Below are 16,034 nucleotides of genomic sequence, written 5' to 3' on the forward strand. Positions count from 1 at the left end.
GACGAATGGGAATGATAGAGGCCAGTTTGGGGAATAGTTTGTTATCGAAAAGGAGTGAATGCTTGATGTGGTTGATTAATTTAATGATTGTCCTGCTGTTGATTTTAGCAAACGGTGTGTTCGCGATGACAGAGCTCGCCTTGTTATCTTCGAAGAAATCAAAACTACAGCAATATGCCGATGAAGGAAAAAAATCGGCTCAAGTCGCACTGGACTTTTTAGAACGTCCAACAGATTTACTATCGACGGTTCAAGTCGGTATAACCTTGATTGGCATCATCAACGGAGCATTTGGCGGTGCTGCATTATCCGCCCCTTTGATTAGCTGGCTGTCCGGCTTTTCATGGCTGGCTCCTTATGCCAGTACGGTCGGCTATATCGTGGTCGTCACCATCATCACCTATTTATCGCTGGTTGTCGGTGAACTGGTCCCGAAACGGATCGCCCTTGTCAGTCCGGAGCGTGTCACGATGGTCTTGGCACAACCGATGCGCTTATTCTCGAGTATTTTAAGACCGTTTATCTTCATCTTAAGTAAATCAACAAGTGTTATTTTTCGGATGATCGGACTTGATCGTCTTCAAACGGAAGACGAGACGGAAGATGAGGTCAAACAATTACTGATTCGCGGGACGAAAGAAGGAACGTTCGCCATGTCAGAAGCAGAACAGGTCTCTCGGGTATTTGCCTTTCATGATCAGTTAGCGTATGAATTAATGGAACCGCGTACGGTAACGGAATGGATTGACTTAACGGACTCACCGGAACAAATTTTAGCAGATTTACGGACTGCAAAACACCGGAATCTTCCCGTCGGTCACGGTGATTTGGATCACTTTGTCGGATACATCGATGCGAAGGAAATCCTGGCTGCCGAGCAACCGATTGCTGTGATCGAGTCGATGATTCATACACCGCTCATTGTCCCGAAACAATTGCAAGCGACCGTCCTGCTCGAACGAATGCGAAAAGAAACGGTTTCGATTGCCTTTGTGCTCGACGAGTATGGCGGCTTTTTGGGGATGATTACGCTGTTTGATATTCTCGAAGCATTTGTCGGTGAAATTACAACTGTTGAAGAGGAGCCGGAACTGGTGCAACGTACGGATGGATCTTACCTGGCGGATGGATTGTTGCATATTGATGACCTAAAGCGTGTTCTTGGTATCAAAACAGATTTACCGGGCGAAGCAAAAAATACGTATCATACGGTGGCTGGACTAGTCTTATATCTGCTCGGCGAATTTCCGGTCCGGGGAAGTCATGTCACGAGCGACGGCTACCGTTTTGAAGTCGTCGACTTGGACGGTCGACGGATTGATCAAATCTTAATCGAACGACTGGAGGAACCTTTCGACGATATATCCCTACCAAAAAGCTGACCGGGTCATAGATCCGGTCAGCTTTTTGGTTGATGTTAATATTCATTTAACGCGTCTTTTGCCACACGATCGGCTTTGTTTTCTGATCGTGGAATCCACTTGACGAAAGCAAGCGGTAAACGGGAAAATCGCTCAAATGCCGGATCAAAATAGATTTGAATCCGTTTGTTTTTAGCAAATTCGCGTTCGACCGCCAACGAAACTGCTTCTGAATCCGTTCGGAAAGAAAATACACTTTCCCCTTGTGCCAATAATTCTTCTGCTAATTCGACGGCTTTTAAAAACGCCTGAAATTCAGCTTCATGATTATTCTCAGCCGTAATTCTAAACGTCCGTTCGATGACCTGACCTTCTGAATTTTTGCAAAAAATCCCGACTGCCGCATCATCATTCGAGGGACGGACTGCTCCGTCAAAATATAACTCAACCATGTTCTCTCGCCGCCTTTATACCTTTTCGAATCGCTTGTTCATCTAAATTTTTTCCGATGAAGACCAGCGTTGTTTGTTTCAATCCTTCAAATTCACCACGTGTTGCCGTTCCGTAAATCATGCCTGTTCCTTGTAAAATGATTTTCCGATTCGTATCCGAGAAATGAATGATTCCTTTATAACGATATAAATCTTCCGCATACGCTTCGAGAATTTCCCGAAGAACGGCACCAAAGCGTTGCCGGTGCAACGGGAATTGTTCTGTAATCGTCAACGCGGTGAAGGACTCCGCTGCTTTCTGCATACCGTCTGTTTGTTGTGCCAGCCGCTCTTCTTCCTGCTTCGGGAAATGAAACGTTTCGAATAACTGTTGAATCGGCGTGTCCGATTCGATCGTCGGTAGAATCAATGCCGTTGGATTTAGTTCCGATAACCGTTTGGCTGCCACCGTGACCTCGTCCGCCGAAATCAAATCGGTTTTATTTAACAACAAAGTGTCTGCAAAGCCGATTTGACGAACATTTTCTTCAAACGTCAATTGCCGTTCCAGTTGATAGGCATCGACGACTGTAATGACACTCGAGATGTGATACTGTTGCTCGACTGCCGGTTCAAAGTAAAACGTCTGTAAGATAGGACCCGGATCGGCAATCCCTGTCGTTTCGACAATCAAACGGTCAAAGACCATCTCACCGTCCCGTCTTTTTTTAGCAATACGGAGCAACGCATCCCGCAAATCACCACGAATGGAACAGCAGATACAGCCGTTTGTGAGTTCAATGACTTCCTCGTCACTGCGTTCGATTAGCGCCTCATCGATGTTTACGGCACCTACTTCGTTGACAAGTAAAGCCACTTTTTCAATCGGACTCGCAACAATCCGGTTCAATAATGTTGTTTTCCCTGCCCCTAAAAAGCCGGTGACGAGGGTTGTTTGAATTCGTGCTGACATGTGTTCACTCCTTAAGTTAACTGCGACTGCCGCCATTTTTCTTTTCGTGCATCCAGTAAGTCGATGGCATGTAAATACCAGGCGTCTGTCGTCTGCGGGGTGACGCTTGATCCCCACTCTTTTTTGCCATGATGCGATAAAATCATATGTATCAACCGGTGGTACTGATCAACCGGAAGTCGGACAGCTTCTGTTTGTAGCGCTTGTTCCAGAACAAAACATCCATATGGCATATGTCCCATTAACACACCGTTCGGATCTAAAGCAATACCGGACAGTTTTTCATCGACCGGTTCCGCTTGGACCAAACGGGAAAAACGGTCATCGCTCGCTCCGAGATGGGTATATTCAAAGATTTTTCCAATATCATGCAACAAAATCCCCAACAGTAATTCATCCTGGTGTGGACGTTCGTTCAACAAGGCAATCGAACGTGCAGCCTGATACAAGGCATCAAAACTGTCATCCCAGGCAAACTGACGCATATCCCGTTCACCCGCCTGGAACAAGTCGTTTTTATGATCCGCTTCGGCTTCTTGAATACATTGTAAGAGCGTCAAGTCCGGTCGTTCCGATTGACAGATTCCAAAACCAATCGTCATCATACAAGCCGTATGTTTCAACAATCCGCCGATATAGGCATGGTGATGATACAATGCCGCCGGGCGGGTCGAAAAATCTTCCCAATATGTCGATAAAACACGGTGTGCCACTTGTCGAAGCGGCGCCTGCATCTCGTCGATCAGACCAATTAATTGATTACGATAGTCACGTGCAGATTCACCGGCAGGCATTTGCGGTAAAAATGCCGTACCGGATTGATCGTGAACGGCTTTCACCCGCTGGACGGTTAATGACTTGTTGCCGGAATCAGCGGGATATTCTTCGACTTTGGCAGAGACATGCACGATACCGGTCTCAAGATAAGGACGCATCGCCTCTTCCGCTGTCACTTGGTTCAACCATTGTTTTCCTTTACATGCACCACTTGGAGAGTTGAAGGTAAATTGTAACCATTCACGACCTGTCTGGCTCGTTTTAATTTCAGCCGATGCGACAAGTAGGGTTTCTTCTACCTGTTCTCCCGGAACATGATTGGAAATCAGAAAGCCTGATGTCGTCTCCGTTCCTTCGAGTGGATAGTCTTGTCCGCTATAAACCGGCATCTCATGCTCTGGAATGGCTTTAAATAATCGAATCATCGTCAACACTCCTCTCATTTACTCTGCCTTTCATGATAACAAATCTTTTCTGTTCCTGCATATGTTAAAACATTCATTGTAAGCGCTTCATTTATGATTTAAAATGACAAGTGAAGACAAATTATCCATGATAAGGAGGAATGCCGGATGATTTTTTCATTATCGACTTGTTATGACATGGTTCAAGATTCAGCATCGGAGCCGAATCCATCTACCGTAACACGTGAACAACTTCGCCAAGCCGTCTCTGTTTATGATCCGCTTGTTCTGAAGGAACCTTGTTTGTTACACCAACTCATATATCGAGAAATGGTCTTAGCATGTCAACAGGTTGAAGCACTTGGTTTATCGCTTGATGCTACTCCTGTTAAGCTGTTGATTATATCCTCATTTAATCCGGGAGCGGGTTTCGGTGCGGATGAAATCAATCAGATGTCCCATACAACATTAAAACGGCAACTCGCAACGAACGATGTCGTTTTCTCGCGGTTCATCCAACAACTGTTTCTTCATCAAACACAACCGGACATTCTCTGCCAACGTTTGCTGACGGTGTTAGCCGGCGCGACAGCGAAAAAGGCGCTCATTCGAGCCGAGCGGCTTCAAACTTCTTGGTCTATTCTGCAGTAATCATACAAAAAGTCCTGACTCAAATGAGTCAGGACTTTTTTTCAACGACCTGGCATTCCAGCTCCTTGATAGACAATTCTAATGAAAATGCGGCATTCCGCTTCGTCATATTCTATATACATCATTGCAGAATATTGGAAATATGTCAATTTATTTTTCAAAAAAAAGTGGGACAACTTCGTCTGAAGTTATCCCGAATGGAAGAGTGAATAATTACCATGGCAATGCTTAATTTCATAATACAATGTGATGGAAGCGTTTACAAGTCTTTATCGAAAATTCTTTCAAGAAAATATTCTTCTGTTAAGGGACGATGAAGCACTTCAATCCCGCTTTGACGCATGAGTGTTAATCCATCCCCATATTCATATCCTATCGAATAAACAACACGGTCGATTTTTGAAGCAATCAAAGCTAAACTGCAGGCATGGCATGGACTGTGGGTTACGTATGCTGTCGCATGACGGGCACTGGTCGAATCTGCCGCCAGTTTTCCCAATGCATTGATTTCAGCGTGAATCTCATTCATCTTCGACCACTCATGGTGTTCTTCCTGATTGTCACAGCGGTGAAACATTTGACCGTTATGTACGATAGACAAGTCAGGATGCTTTTGACTTTGTCCTTCTGCTGCGGATTTATAAAGAATGTTATCTTGTTTTAAATAAATTTCATTGCAGTTCATGTGTCCACTCGGTGTTCCGTTGATTCCGATTGAAATGGGTTTTTCATCCTTGACGATGACACAGGCAACGGATTTTGAAGCACATTTCGAATGCCGATCCGCCATCATCCGCGCAAACAAAAGCCAGGTCGTATCCCATTGATGTTGTTTTTTCATCATACGTCTCTCCTTTTTAAATAAACCACTAAGGAACACATAAATGTGTTCCTTAGTAAGGGCGGTTTGGTAATTCACGATTTTTTGAAGCCACTTCCATGACTTTTTGTTTTAATTCATTTTCCATTCGTTCCAGCTCATGTTCCGCATCACGACGTTTTTGTTTACCGTCCTGTTGAATCCGTAACGTTTCGTCCAACGTTTCAATCAGATTTTGATGCGCCACTTTCAAGGATTCGACCGATACGATTCCTTTTTCATTTTCTTCTGCAATCTCGATGGAAGAATCTTTTAGAAGCCGCGAATTTTGTTCCAGTAATTGATTGGTCGTATTCGTGACGTCTTTCTGCATCTGCAAGGCAGTTTTTTGTCGTGATAGACTCAGCGAAAGCACCACTTGGTTTTTCCAGAGTGGAATCGTATTAACGACCGCCGATTCAATCTTTTCTGCTAAGATTTGATTGTTTTGCTGAATTACACGAATTTGCGGAGCCATTTGTAAACTGATTGTCCGCGATAGTTTTAAATCGTGAATTTTCTTTTCGAATCGATCGGCAAGCTGAATCATATCATTCAACTCCTGTAACCGGGTCTGATCCTGTGACCGTTCGACTTCCATCCGTAACGGTTCGATTTCATGTTCTCTGACGTGTGCGATTTTTGTTTCCCCTGCTGCAATGTAGAGATTCAATTCTTCGAAGTATCGTTTGTTTTTTTGATACATTTGATCAAGCAACGTAATATCTTTCATCAGACCAAATTTGGACCGATCCAGATTATGGACGACTTCTTCCAGATAAGCACTCATTTTTTCATACTGTAAAAAGTACGTTTCTGCTTTTTTCTTCGCCCGACCGATGACCGGAACATTTGACCAGAAACTTTTCTTTTCCTGTAACGTGTCAGGATCCATCTGACGCACCCGCTGCATTAAATCCGACAACAGCTTCCCGGCATCACCGCCGTCTTTCATTTTCACTTCACTCAACACTTGATCTGAAAACTGTGACAATTCGCGTTGAACCGGTGCTCCGTACTGCATGACGGCATCTGATTTTTTTAAATCGATGACTTGAAGTAACCGTTCAATTTTTTGGCGTTGTTCGACCGGAACGTCGCTTGGAATCATGTCTTCAACCGGACGGACCGGTACAGAGGGTTGGGATGAAGTTTCCGTAAGATTTAAATCAACGGACGGATCTGAAATCGTCGGTTGTGTCGTTGATTCTTCCTCCGGCCATTGTTGCCAGCTATTGTTATCAGAATGGGTCATGTTTATAACTCTCCTCCTGTTTTCGTTGTTCTGACTCTTGTGCCAAAACCTTTTCAATCGTCAACAATTCACGTTCTAAATCTACCGTATCGCCTTCCAACAACAGTGTTTGCTGTTGTTTTAGTTTTTCAGCGATGAGTTTTAGGTTGGATTGTAATTGTTCCCGTGTCTCCATTTGAACTTGCGCCCCTCGTCGTTCGAGGTCCGCAAATTTTTCTGAGATCGAGAGCAGGGAATCTAAATAGAATGTAAAGAAATCACGGACTTTTTTGACTTCACGCGGCGCTGTAAATAGTTCTTCAAACAAGACATGGGCTTCACGGGAAACGATCCGCATCTCGGACCGGATTTCACTATCACGAATCGTCGGAATGATTTGATCAAAGGATTGAAGTTTGACGAATCCTTCTTCGACTGTTCGTTGTAAGACCTGAAGCTCTAAGTCATCCGTTTCATCAAATCTGCGTGTTGCTTGTTCTGGTTTTAAGATGACACTTCCGACAAACTCGTCTTCGTCATCCAGTAACAGTTTCTTTTTAACGTTTTTTCGTTTTAACTCCGTTGATTTCCGTTCAGTCCGATACCGCTTTCCCGGTTTAGCGCGATAACCGCTCCAGATGAACCAGAGACCTAATGCAATGAAGATACCGGAAAAATTCAAGGCATCCGCCACTTGAAGAAATACGAACATCAGACCGATTGATCCAAGGACCCACCATGTAGAAGGCTTCATTTCATCACCACCCCTTTTGATTGTTTCTTCTATCTGTCTTCAAGTTAGTTATTTATTACTTATATCTTACCATTACGAATCATATAACAAAAAGTTTCCCGTTTTAGCGAAATGTTAGTCCTCTGTATTTCTTATTTCACCATAATCTTTGACGTGTTGCATCCGCCTCAAGTTTGATTTCTGCGACCTTACCAAAAACAAAAAAAGCCCATCCGCAAAAAAATGCAGACGGACTTTTTCAAAAGACAAGTAGTTACTATATGTTCCTTAAGAACCGAACAACGGCCAAATCAAGATAATCAAAATCGCAACCGGACTCAGATAACAAATACTAAAACGCCAGAATGGCAGTAAGCGTTTCATCATCGGGCTTGTCACAAGTTCTTGTTCAACCAGGGTCCGGTCCAATTTAAATCCGGCAAAAAATGAAATCAACAAGGCACCAATCGGCATAAGGATATTGGAAACGGTAAAGTCCATCCAGTCAAAAACCGTTTTATCCATCCATGTGATGTCAGCTGCCATACCAAATGAAAGAGCCGATGGAATACCGATTACCCCGATTAATATCGTGGCAATGATCGTATTTCGTTTTTTATCTCGGAACGTTGCGGTTTCTTTCCGGTCCGTAATAGCGGACACCACCACTTCAAGCATCGCAATGGAAGAAGTGATCGATGCGAATGCAAACAAGAGGAAAAACAGGACCAAAAACAACGATCCGAATTGGATTTGACTAAACACCGTCGGCAGGACGATGAACAATAACGAAGGTCCTTCCGCCGGATCGAGACCGGATGCGAAAACAGCCGGGAAAATAGCGAATCCTGCAAGCAAAGAGACGACTACATTCAACGACACGATCCAGATCGCGGAACGATTGATTTGTCCCCGTTCCTTCATGTATGAAGCATAAGTCAGCATCGCTGATACGCCTAACGATAAAGAAAAGAATGCTTGCCCTAACGCACTAAGGACCGATGTCCGGTTTAAGGCGGAGAAGTCCGGTTCGATAAAGAAGCGGACTCCTGCCCCTGCGCCTTCAAGCGTCAACGAACGGACGACAAGAATAATGAAACACAGAAACAGTAGCGGCATCATGATTTTACTCATTTTTTCGATTCCTGCCTGTACGCCGCGTAAGACGATCACGCATGTAATGAGCAAGAAGATCAGCTGTCCAGTAATGGCGTAAGCGGGAGAACCGGAGACTGTCGCAAATAATTCACCCAAATCGGCTCCGTTCATCGCCGTTAAATTACCGGAAAATCCTAACACGATATAGATGAGTACCCAGCCACCGATGACACTGTAAAACGAGAGTAACAGAAAACAGGCGATGACACCGAGCCAACCAATAAACGTATATTTTTTATGACCAAGCTCTGAAAAAGCCTGTAACGCTGTTTTTCCACTTGTCCGACCGATTAAAAACTCTGCAATCAGGACCGGTAATCCGAGCAAGAGCGTAAAGGCTAAAAATAATAATAAAAATGCCCCACCTCCGTTTGTTCCCGTTGTATAGGGAAACTTCCAAATGGCGCCCAGCCCAATCGCTGATCCAGCTGCCGCTAAAATAAATCCGACCTTCGAAGCCCATGCATTTCCTTTCATGGCACTCGACCTCCTTTTCAAAAATACTTTTCCATTGTACAAAAGTTCGTCCGGGAAGTCATCCTTTATCAAACATTTTCTTTAAAGCGTCAAAGCATAACCGCATATTCGCGATAAATCGAATGGATTTTAAGATAAAAAAATCGAAGTCCGCGTAATGGACTTCGATTAGTAAATGTTTCAATTGGTGGACACTTTATACTAATGTATCGATTCGACCACTGTACATCTTTAAATATTCCGGTAATACTTTGACTTCGATTGGCGAATGCATCGCCTTTTCTCCATCCGTATCAATGACTTTCGGAGAGTCGGTTTTTAGAGTGAAACCGCTAGTCAAAACATGCGTAAACGACGGTTCCGTCGCTAGACCGATTTTTTGTAAGATGACATCGCGGATCGTCGTCAAGTTCACTTCGTCGACGATTACGAGATCCAGTTTTCCATCATTGTAAGCCCCTTGCGACAGGTTGGTTTCAATGCCGCCAAGTGATTCGCCGTTCGCTGCTAAAATCAAGACCGCTTCCCCGGTCATTTTTTGACCTTCCGCTAACTCCAGTTCGTACGAAAAAGGCTCTGCTTCCATACTCGACCGGATTGTCGAGAGGTAATATCCCATTTTACCCAAGCGTGCTTTTTCTTCCGTATCAATCCCGATGGACGCTTCCGCAACAAGACCCAGACCAACGAAGTTCAAGAAGTACGTATCATTGACTTGACCAAGATCGACTTCGACGATTTGCTGGGTCGCAATCATCTCAGCGGCTAGTCTTGGAACCATCGGCAAGCCCAAAGTCCTTGCAAAGTCGTTACATGTTCCTCCTGGAATGATACCGAGAATCGGACGGTTTTCTAGTTTCGCAATCCCGTTGATGACTTCAAAAACTGTTCCGTCTCCGCCAATGACGACGAGCGCGTCAAAACCATCCGCTTCTTCTGCGAAACGTAAGGCATCGAGGGCTTGAGCCGTCTGACGGATGACGATTTCATCAAACATCGCTGCCAACGGATCAATCACATCCTGTAAAAGTCCGGCGCGGTTCGTTCCTGCCGTCGGGTTACTGATCAATAATAATCTCATTTCAAAATTCCTTCTTTCCGTAAATAGTCGCGTGCGACTTCGCTCGCTGTTTTTCCACCATAAGCGACCGCTTCATTCATTTTCGACATCTCACTATCGGAAATTTTTCCGTCCAACTGTTTTAATGCCTGTTCGACTTCCGGATACTCATCTAACGTCTCTTGACGAAGAAGAGGTGCTCCCTCGTAAGGCGGGAATAACTGTTGATCGTCTTCCAGGACAACCATATTGTATTTTGCGATTTCCGGATCGGTCGAATAGGCATCAATGACTTGGATGTCTCCCGACTCTACAGCTTTATACCGTAATTTCGGCTCCATCGTCACTACTTCTTTAAAATTAACGCCGTACTTTTCCTGGATCCCTTTGTAACCGTCTTGACGATCTTTAAATTCTAATGTGAATCCGGCTTTTAATTGATCCGCCACTTGCTGTAAATCGGAAATCGTCTTTAATTTGTATTGATTCGCTACTTTTTTCGGAACGGCAACGGCATACGTATTGTTGTAGTTCATCGGTGGCAGTAATGCCAGTTTTTGTTTGACAAGTCCGTCGCGTGCCTGTTCAAAGACGGCTTGTTTATCGTTTGAGACCGGCTTTTCGTTGGTTAGACTGGCAAGGACTGTTCCCGTGAATTCCGGATATAAGTCAATGTCGCCGGACTGTAAGGCTTTATAAACAAATGTCGTTTTTCCGAAGTTCGGTTTGACTTGGACATTCAAATCCGTCTGGTCTTCGATGACTAATTTGTACATATTCATCAGAATTTCTGGTTCGACACCTAATTTACCGGCAACGACCAAATCCGGTTGTTCGGTCCGTCCGAGCGCAAACGGAGTGATGATCAATGTCGCGATTAAAGCAAGTGCGACGACGAGTCGACCCGTTTGGCGTTTTTTTGTAGCAACTTCCGTCTGTCTTAACAACGCATCAAACAAAAGTGCCAACAAAGCGGCAGGAATTGCACCGAGTAAGAGAAGATAATTATCGTTCCGATCAATCCCGAGCAGAATAATTGAGCCGAGTCCTCCGGCACCAATCAAAGCGGCAATCGTCGCTGTCCCGATAATCAGGACCATTGCTGTCCGGATGCCGGCCATCATGACGGGTAAAGCGAGCGGCAACTCGACTTTCATCAGGCTTTGCATCGGTGTCATCCCGCAAGCACGTGCCGCTTCTTTCAAGGAAGGGTCTACTTCCGCCAAGCCGGTGTACGTATTACGAACAATCGGAAGAAGAGCATACAAAACAAGAGCGATGACTGAAGGAACCGTCCCGATTCCAACGAGCGGAATCATCAAGCCAAGCAACGCAAGTGAAGGAATCGTTTGGATGACTGACGTGACGCCGATTGACCATTCACTGAATTTTTGATGCCGCGACAGATAAATGCCGAGGGGAATTGCAATCAGACAGGCAATCACAAGTGATAGAACAGACAGTTGAATATGTTCAATTAAAGCTTGCAGTAATTCAGCTTTCCGGTCCTGATACGTCTCAAACAATCCTGTCATTGGAAAGTCCCCCTGACTTGCCCCATGAACTCTTGAACGAATTCATCCTTACTGGCCAAGATTTCTTCTTTTGTCCCGATTAAAACGATCTCGCCCTCATTCATTAAACAAATCCGGCTGCCGAGTTTTAACGCTTCATTCATGTCATGGGTTACGAATAAGATTGTTTTACCGAGTTCTGCGTTCAATCGCAATAAATCATTTTGTAATTGATCTCTCGAAATCGGATCGAGTGCCGAGAACGGCTCATCCATTAAGATGACGTCTTGTTCTGCCGCTAACGCCCGCATGACACCGACGCGTTGTTGTTGTCCGCCTGAAAGTTCACCCGGATACTTTTTTCTTAAATTCTCATTTAATCCTGTGAGTTGGAACAAGGTATGGACACGTTCTTCCACCTTCTTTTTGTCCCACTTCAGTAAATGCGGCACGACACTTACATTTTCTTCGATCGTCATATGCGGAAATAAGGCAATTTGCTGAAGGACGTAACCAATTTGACGACGTAACTCATGTTCGTCGATCGACATAATCGGTTGACCATTTATCCAAATTTGTCCTTCCGTATGATCAATCAATCGATTGACCATTTTCATCGTTGTTGTTTTCCCACAACCGGACGGACCAATCAGACAAAAGATTTCCCCCTGATTGACTGTAAAGTTTAAATCGCGGACCGCTTTCGTTCCATCTGGATATGTTTTTCCAACTGCTTTAAATTCAATCACGTACGATCCCTCCAACACCTTAATGTAATCAAGTCTATTCTTTAATTATCTTTGTAAAATTTCCCTCATTTAACTTTTCTGAAACCTGCTTTACAAGAATGGAAAACACAAAAAAACCGGCAGAAGATTCTGTCCGGTTCGCTGTTTATTTTGTTTTACGCTCTAATAATTCAATCTCTGATTTGATCAAAACTTGTTTTTCGAATTCAAAACCGAGAGATTCAAAGTTTTTAGTATGCGAGAGGTCACCCACTACTGTATTGGTTAATACAGCTGTGACTTCTGCCACCCAACCTTCTTTTGTTTTTACCATATCACCGACGATATAATCAAATAACTCTTCTTCTTCCATCTTCTTCATCTCCTGACACGTTCAGATATTCTTAATCATATAAAAGAACCTGTGAAAAAGCTAGTATTGCGTCAACGTCCGTAACATCTGCCGTAAAATTTTGGCTGTCAGCCCCCAAATTAAATACTCTTCATGTTCATAAAAATGTTCGACCGTTTTATACGTCCGGTCGACGTATGCATCACGATTCGCCAGACGATCCGTCGGTACGGTTTTACCGGGACGAATTCGCCACTCCATTTCGCCTTGAATCGGTTCCGCTGCAAGTAAGTCAGCGAGCGCTACATAAAAGATGTGGTCGACTTCCATCGGGGATGGGTCGATTTCCTCCGCTGTCAGAATGCCGAGGTACGGATAGATGATGGAGCGATGGGGAGTCACGAGTGGTTCCAATGTCCCGATGATCTCAATATCCGTAAAACTGACGTTCAGTTCTTCCACCGTTTCACGAATCGCCGCTTCTCTTGGTTGTTCGCCCGGATCAATCCTTCCACCCGGAAAAGCAATTTCTCCCGGTTGCGATCGTAACGTCTTCGCCCGAACTTGGAACAACAGATGCACTTCTCCGTCCCGCTCCACTAAAGGAACTAAAACTGCAGCGGCATTTTTAGGAAGTTGTTCCGTCGAAGACGTAAATGCACGCTTGACATCATTTAATTGGAAATCCTTCATCGTGTTTCCTGTGCCACTTTCTGATACGCTTCTTCGAGATGGCGCATCCGAACGATTAAATCGGCATTTTTGGCAATTCGATCCGCTAAAATTGATCCGGCTACAACCTTATAATAGGCATTTAACGCTTGAATTTTCGTCATGTACGCTTCGTTTTGCTGCATGTATTCTCTAAAGTTAGTCACCAAACGTTCTGTCGTAAATAATTGCTCGTTCACTGCTCTCATCCTTTCAGACGGTTTGCCGTCCAGTCGATAGTTTAATGGTAGCGAGTTTCGGCTAAGAAGTAAAATAAGGGGGGCTATCCGTGAAGAAAAAAATAGATGTACTGATCATTGGGGCTGGACCGACCGGCTTAACATTAGCGCTTGCCTTGTCCCGTTACGGACTGACGTTTCGAATCATCGAACGCGCAAGCGGTCCATCTGTCGTTTCAAAAGCAATCGGCATTCAGGCCCGGTCGCTCGAATTGTTTGCACGCCTTGGTGTAGCGGATGCTTTGATGGAGAATGCCATTAAAATCAATCAAGGGAACTTATATGTTAATGGAGCCTGGCAGGCCAAACTTGATTTTACGGATTTAAATACACCGTTTCCTTTCGTCACGTTGTTGCCGCAAAGCGAAACAGAGCGTATTCTTGAAACGCGTTTAAAAGAAGACGGTCATACGGTCGAACGTGAAACAGAGTTGACCGGCTTCGCACAATTTCCGACGTTCGTTACCGCATCGATTCGAAAAAACGATGTCACGGAAACCGTTGATGCTTCTTTTATCATCGGGGCGGATGGAGCCAACAGCTTCGTCCGGCGCGAACTCGGACTTCCGTTCAGCGGTAAGTCTTTTAAGGAATCTTGGGCACTGGCCGACATTGAAGTCGATTGGCCATTATCTTCCGAAGAAGTGCATATCTTCTTCTCTGATCATGGTGTCATTGAATCCTTCCCACTTCAGTCGAATCTTTTCCGGATAACAGGAAACCTGACAAACGGGACTGTCCCGACCGATCATTCTGCCATTGAAGATTTCTTAAAAAATCGCGCAAAGGTTCCATTTACATTGAAGAAGGTCCACTGGTATTCCATGTTCCGGGTGCACAACCGAATCATTGAAAAATTCGGGCACCACCGGATTTATTTAATAGGTGACGCTGCCCATATCAATTCACCGGTTGGCGGGCAGGGCATGAACACCGGAATCGCCGATGCGATGAATTTAGCCTGGAAACTTTGGTGTGTTCACCGCTTCAAGGCAAGTTTCCCCTTACTCGATTCTTACAGCGTCGAGCGGCGTGAAGCGGCACGCGGTATTCTACGTTCTACGAACCTCGCGACTGAATTATTACAGATTAACGTTCCATTTTTACTACCGCTCCAGGAAAAAGTCATTCGGAACAGCCTAAAGATTACACCGTTACATCACTACGTCACGAACCGGATCGCGCAACTTAACAGCAACTATCAAACGTCACGGTTGTTTGTTACACAAGGACGGTTCCCTCTTTTGACACCACGTCCGGGAGAACCGATGCCTTATAGTGAAGTCGTGAATCCGCGAACGAAAAAAAATGAACTGTTATTACGGCGTGCGGACCGCAATTTCCTGCTCTTGCTGTTTCTCCCCCGGGAAGCGAACGAACAAATTCTCCTGCCGTTTAAGGAATTAGCTTATTCTTATCCAGATCTGTTTGAGACCGTTCCGATTCATCAGGAACTGAAAGACGACGGTGTCGTCGACCAAGGTGGCGAACTCGCCCGGAAGTTCGGAATCAAACAAGCCGGTCTCTATTTGATTCGACCAGACGGGTACATTGCGTATCGTCAACAAGGTTTGAAGATTCAATCCTTCTCACGTTATCTTGAACGTTTACTTTATGCCCGTTAAGAACGTATGATAAAGATGAGGTGAGATTTTCATGGACTTTAATACGATTCGGATTATATTGATTGTAGTACTTGTTTTATGTTTTCTCTTCATCGTGACACGGCGGACAAAAGAATCGTTGAGTTGGGTGCTGTTAGGCGAAGAGTTTGGAGAAAAGGGAGAACGGTTGGCCCGTGATCATGACCGGCTCGAACAAGCAGGACTTCATGTCCGGATGGAACGCGGCGTCAAAACATCGTTTCTGTTCCGTAGATTCAGTAAGGATTTAGATGATCGTGTAGCACTTTATGTCTTAAAAGAAGAGTTACCGGAAGTAGAAGTGCTTTTGCATCGTTCGTAATACGAAAAACGGATTCTCTATGCAGAGAATCCGTTTTTTCATGCATACCATGATATTTGCTATAAGTAAGACAGAAATCAATCTTCTTGATGGGGACGTCCAAAAACTGCTTTTTCAAGATTAGAAATCCGGCGCAACATATCGTAGTTTGACGAATTAGATGGTGGAGCCGTCACTTCCGGTTCCACTCTTCGTTCTTCCCGTTTGAAACCGACAGAAGAAGATGATGAAGATTTCGCTTCTTCTAGTTCTCGTTTTAAACGCTCGATTTCCCGTTCAAATCCTTCATAATCTTTGATGACTTGATCAAGATAACCATCGACATCTTCAATCACATATCCGCGTAGTCCGGTTTTGAACTCTTTTTTGTAAATATCATCTGCTGTCAATAACGGCTTATACATATG

18 protein-coding genes are annotated in these 16,034 nt (G+C 44.5%); 4 read left to right on the plus strand and 14 right to left on the minus strand.

Annotated elements, in window-relative coordinates; translation table 11 throughout:
- Positions 1–65: 65 nt before the first annotated feature.
- Complete coding sequence (locus HNY42_RS10510) at positions 66–1,382, plus strand: hemolysin family protein (protein ID WP_131502504.1); 1,317 nt, start codon at positions 66–68, stop codon at positions 1,380–1,382.
- 35 nt (positions 1,383–1,417) lie between these two features.
- Here HNY42_RS10510 and HNY42_RS10515 read toward each other — a convergent pair whose 3' ends face one another.
- Genes HNY42_RS10515 through HNY42_RS10525 form a run of 3 tightly spaced genes read right to left on the minus strand, consistent with a single transcriptional unit; the run spans position 1,418 to position 3,967 of the window.
- Positions 1,418–1,813, minus strand: coding sequence for a ribonuclease HI family protein (locus HNY42_RS10515; protein WP_114595601.1), 396 nt, complete (start codon positions 1,811–1,813; stop codon positions 1,418–1,420).
- Complete coding sequence (locus tag HNY42_RS10520) at positions 1,806–2,765, minus strand: CobW family GTP-binding protein (protein ID WP_165871609.1); 960 nt, start codon at positions 2,763–2,765, stop codon at positions 1,806–1,808. Before HNY42_RS10520 ends, HNY42_RS10515 begins: the two co-directional genes overlap by 8 nt.
- Before the next feature lie 11 nt (positions 2,766–2,776).
- Positions 2,777–3,967 carry an HD domain-containing protein gene (locus HNY42_RS10525; protein ID WP_188004471.1) on the minus strand — a complete coding sequence of 397 codons (1,191 nt, stop codon included), beginning with the start codon at positions 3,965–3,967 and terminating at the stop codon, positions 2,777–2,779.
- Positions 3,968–4,114: 147 nt separating this feature from the next.
- On the opposite strand from HNY42_RS10525, the gene HNY42_RS10530 reads away from it, so the two are divergent.
- Positions 4,115–4,597 (plus strand): hypothetical protein, encoded by a 483-nt coding sequence (locus tag HNY42_RS10530; protein ID WP_188004472.1) that lies wholly within the window; start codon positions 4,115–4,117, stop codon positions 4,595–4,597.
- 259 nt (positions 4,598–4,856) lie between these two features.
- Here HNY42_RS10530 and HNY42_RS10535 read toward each other — a convergent pair whose 3' ends face one another.
- From HNY42_RS10535 to yvfG, 10 genes are all read right to left on the minus strand, one after another.
- Positions 4,857–5,438, minus strand: coding sequence for a deoxycytidylate deaminase (locus HNY42_RS10535; RefSeq protein ID WP_188004473.1), 582 nt, complete (start codon positions 5,436–5,438; stop codon positions 4,857–4,859).
- Between the two features lie 52 nt (positions 5,439–5,490).
- Positions 5,491–6,711, minus strand: a complete 1,221-nt coding sequence (locus HNY42_RS10540) for a toxic anion resistance protein (protein WP_188004474.1) — start codon at positions 6,709–6,711, stop codon at positions 5,491–5,493.
- Entirely contained in the window at positions 6,698–7,444 is a 747-nt protein-coding gene (locus tag HNY42_RS10545) for a 5-bromo-4-chloroindolyl phosphate hydrolysis family protein (RefSeq protein ID WP_131972549.1), read from the minus strand. The genes HNY42_RS10540 and HNY42_RS10545 overlap by 14 nt, the downstream gene beginning before the upstream one ends.
- Before the next feature lie 267 nt (positions 7,445–7,711).
- Positions 7,712–9,058: a sodium-dependent transporter gene (locus tag HNY42_RS10550; RefSeq protein ID WP_131972548.1), complete on the minus strand. Its 1,347-nt coding sequence runs from the start codon at positions 9,056–9,058 to the stop codon at positions 7,712–7,714.
- Between the two features lie 196 nt (positions 9,059–9,254).
- Positions 9,255–10,139 carry a diacylglycerol/lipid kinase family protein gene (locus HNY42_RS10555; protein WP_131502512.1) on the minus strand — a complete coding sequence of 295 codons (885 nt, stop codon included), beginning with the start codon at positions 10,137–10,139 and terminating at the stop codon, positions 9,255–9,257.
- Positions 10,136–11,653, minus strand: a complete 1,518-nt coding sequence (locus tag HNY42_RS10560) for an ABC transporter permease/substrate-binding protein (protein WP_131502513.1) — start codon at positions 11,651–11,653, stop codon at positions 10,136–10,138. The genes HNY42_RS10555 and HNY42_RS10560 overlap by 4 nt, the downstream gene beginning before the upstream one ends.
- A complete protein-coding gene (locus HNY42_RS10565; RefSeq protein ID WP_114595592.1) occupies positions 11,650–12,381 on the minus strand; it encodes an ABC transporter ATP-binding protein in 732 nt (243 codons plus the stop codon). Before HNY42_RS10565 ends, HNY42_RS10560 begins: the two co-directional genes overlap by 4 nt.
- A gap of 145 nt (positions 12,382–12,526) precedes the next feature.
- Positions 12,527–12,733, minus strand: coding sequence for a hypothetical protein (locus tag HNY42_RS10570; protein WP_012370627.1), 207 nt, complete (start codon positions 12,731–12,733; stop codon positions 12,527–12,529).
- A 60-nt stretch (positions 12,734–12,793) separates the two neighbouring features.
- On the minus strand, positions 12,794–13,405 hold the full coding sequence (locus HNY42_RS10575; protein WP_131972546.1) for an NUDIX hydrolase: 612 nt from the start codon (positions 13,403–13,405) through the stop codon (positions 12,794–12,796).
- Entirely contained in the window at positions 13,402–13,623 is a 222-nt protein-coding gene (gene yvfG / locus HNY42_RS10580) for a protein YvfG (RefSeq protein ID WP_131502515.1), read from the minus strand. Before yvfG ends, HNY42_RS10575 begins: the two co-directional genes overlap by 4 nt.
- Positions 13,624–13,712: 89 nt before the next feature.
- Between yvfG and HNY42_RS10585 the strand changes: the two genes are divergently transcribed.
- Together HNY42_RS10585 and HNY42_RS10590 are read left to right on the plus strand one after the other, a co-directional pair.
- On the plus strand, positions 13,713–15,287 hold the full coding sequence (locus HNY42_RS10585; RefSeq protein ID WP_131502516.1) for an FAD-dependent monooxygenase: 1,575 nt from the start codon (positions 13,713–13,715) through the stop codon (positions 15,285–15,287).
- A gap of 31 nt (positions 15,288–15,318) precedes the next feature.
- Positions 15,319–15,627: a hypothetical protein gene (locus HNY42_RS10590; RefSeq protein ID WP_188004475.1), complete on the plus strand. Its 309-nt coding sequence runs from the start codon at positions 15,319–15,321 to the stop codon at positions 15,625–15,627.
- 77 nt (positions 15,628–15,704) lie between these two features.
- Here HNY42_RS10590 and gpsB read toward each other — a convergent pair whose 3' ends face one another.
- Positions 15,705–16,031, minus strand: coding sequence for a cell division regulator GpsB (gpsB, locus tag HNY42_RS10595; RefSeq protein ID WP_131972545.1), 327 nt, complete (start codon positions 16,029–16,031; stop codon positions 15,705–15,707).
- Positions 16,032–16,034: the final 3 nt, after the last annotated feature.

Origin of the sequence: Exiguobacterium sp. Helios (assembly GCF_014524545.1) — a bacterium.
GTDB lineage: Bacteria > Bacillota > Bacilli > Exiguobacteriales > Exiguobacteriaceae > Exiguobacterium_A.

Excerpts from the sequence above, each read along its gene's own strand:
- HNY42_RS10510 (WP_131502504.1), top strand. The coding sequence starts at position 66 with ATGTGGTTGATTAATTTAATGATTGTCCTGCTGTTGATTTTAGCAAAC.
- HNY42_RS10515 (WP_114595601.1), bottom strand. The coding sequence starts at position 1,813 with ATGGTTGAGTTATATTTTGACGGAGCAGTCCGTCCCTCGAATGATGAT.
- HNY42_RS10520 (WP_165871609.1), bottom strand. The coding sequence starts at position 2,765 with ATGTCAGCACGAATTCAAACAACCCTCGTCACCGGCTTTTTAGGGGCA.
- HNY42_RS10525 (WP_188004471.1), bottom strand. The coding sequence starts at position 3,967 with ATGATTCGATTATTTAAAGCCATTCCAGAGCATGAGATGCCGGTTTAT.
- HNY42_RS10530 (WP_188004472.1), top strand. The coding sequence starts at position 4,115 with ATGATTTTTTCATTATCGACTTGTTATGACATGGTTCAAGATTCAGCA.
- HNY42_RS10535 (WP_188004473.1), bottom strand. The coding sequence starts at position 5,438 with ATGAAAAAACAACATCAATGGGATACGACCTGGCTTTTGTTTGCGCGG.
- HNY42_RS10540 (WP_188004474.1), bottom strand. The coding sequence starts at position 6,711 with ATGACCCATTCTGATAACAATAGCTGGCAACAATGGCCGGAGGAAGAA.
- HNY42_RS10545 (WP_131972549.1), bottom strand. The coding sequence starts at position 7,444 with ATGAAGCCTTCTACATGGTGGGTCCTTGGATCAATCGGTCTGATGTTC.
- HNY42_RS10550 (WP_131972548.1), bottom strand. The coding sequence starts at position 9,058 with ATGAAAGGAAATGCATGGGCTTCGAAGGTCGGATTTATTTTAGCGGCA.
- HNY42_RS10555 (WP_131502512.1), bottom strand. The coding sequence starts at position 10,139 with ATGAGATTATTATTGATCAGTAACCCGACGGCAGGAACGAACCGCGCC.
- HNY42_RS10560 (WP_131502513.1), bottom strand. The coding sequence starts at position 11,653 with ATGACAGGATTGTTTGAGACGTATCAGGACCGGAAAGCTGAATTACTG.
- HNY42_RS10570 (WP_012370627.1), bottom strand. The coding sequence starts at position 12,733 with ATGGAAGAAGAAGAGTTATTTGATTATATCGTCGGTGATATGGTAAAA.
- HNY42_RS10575 (WP_131972546.1), bottom strand. The coding sequence starts at position 13,405 with ATGAAGGATTTCCAATTAAATGATGTCAAGCGTGCATTTACGTCTTCG.
- HNY42_RS10590 (WP_188004475.1), top strand. The coding sequence starts at position 15,319 with ATGGACTTTAATACGATTCGGATTATATTGATTGTAGTACTTGTTTTA.
- gpsB (WP_131972545.1), bottom strand. The coding sequence starts at position 16,031 with ATGTATAAGCCGTTATTGACAGCAGATGATATTTACAAAAAAGAGTTC.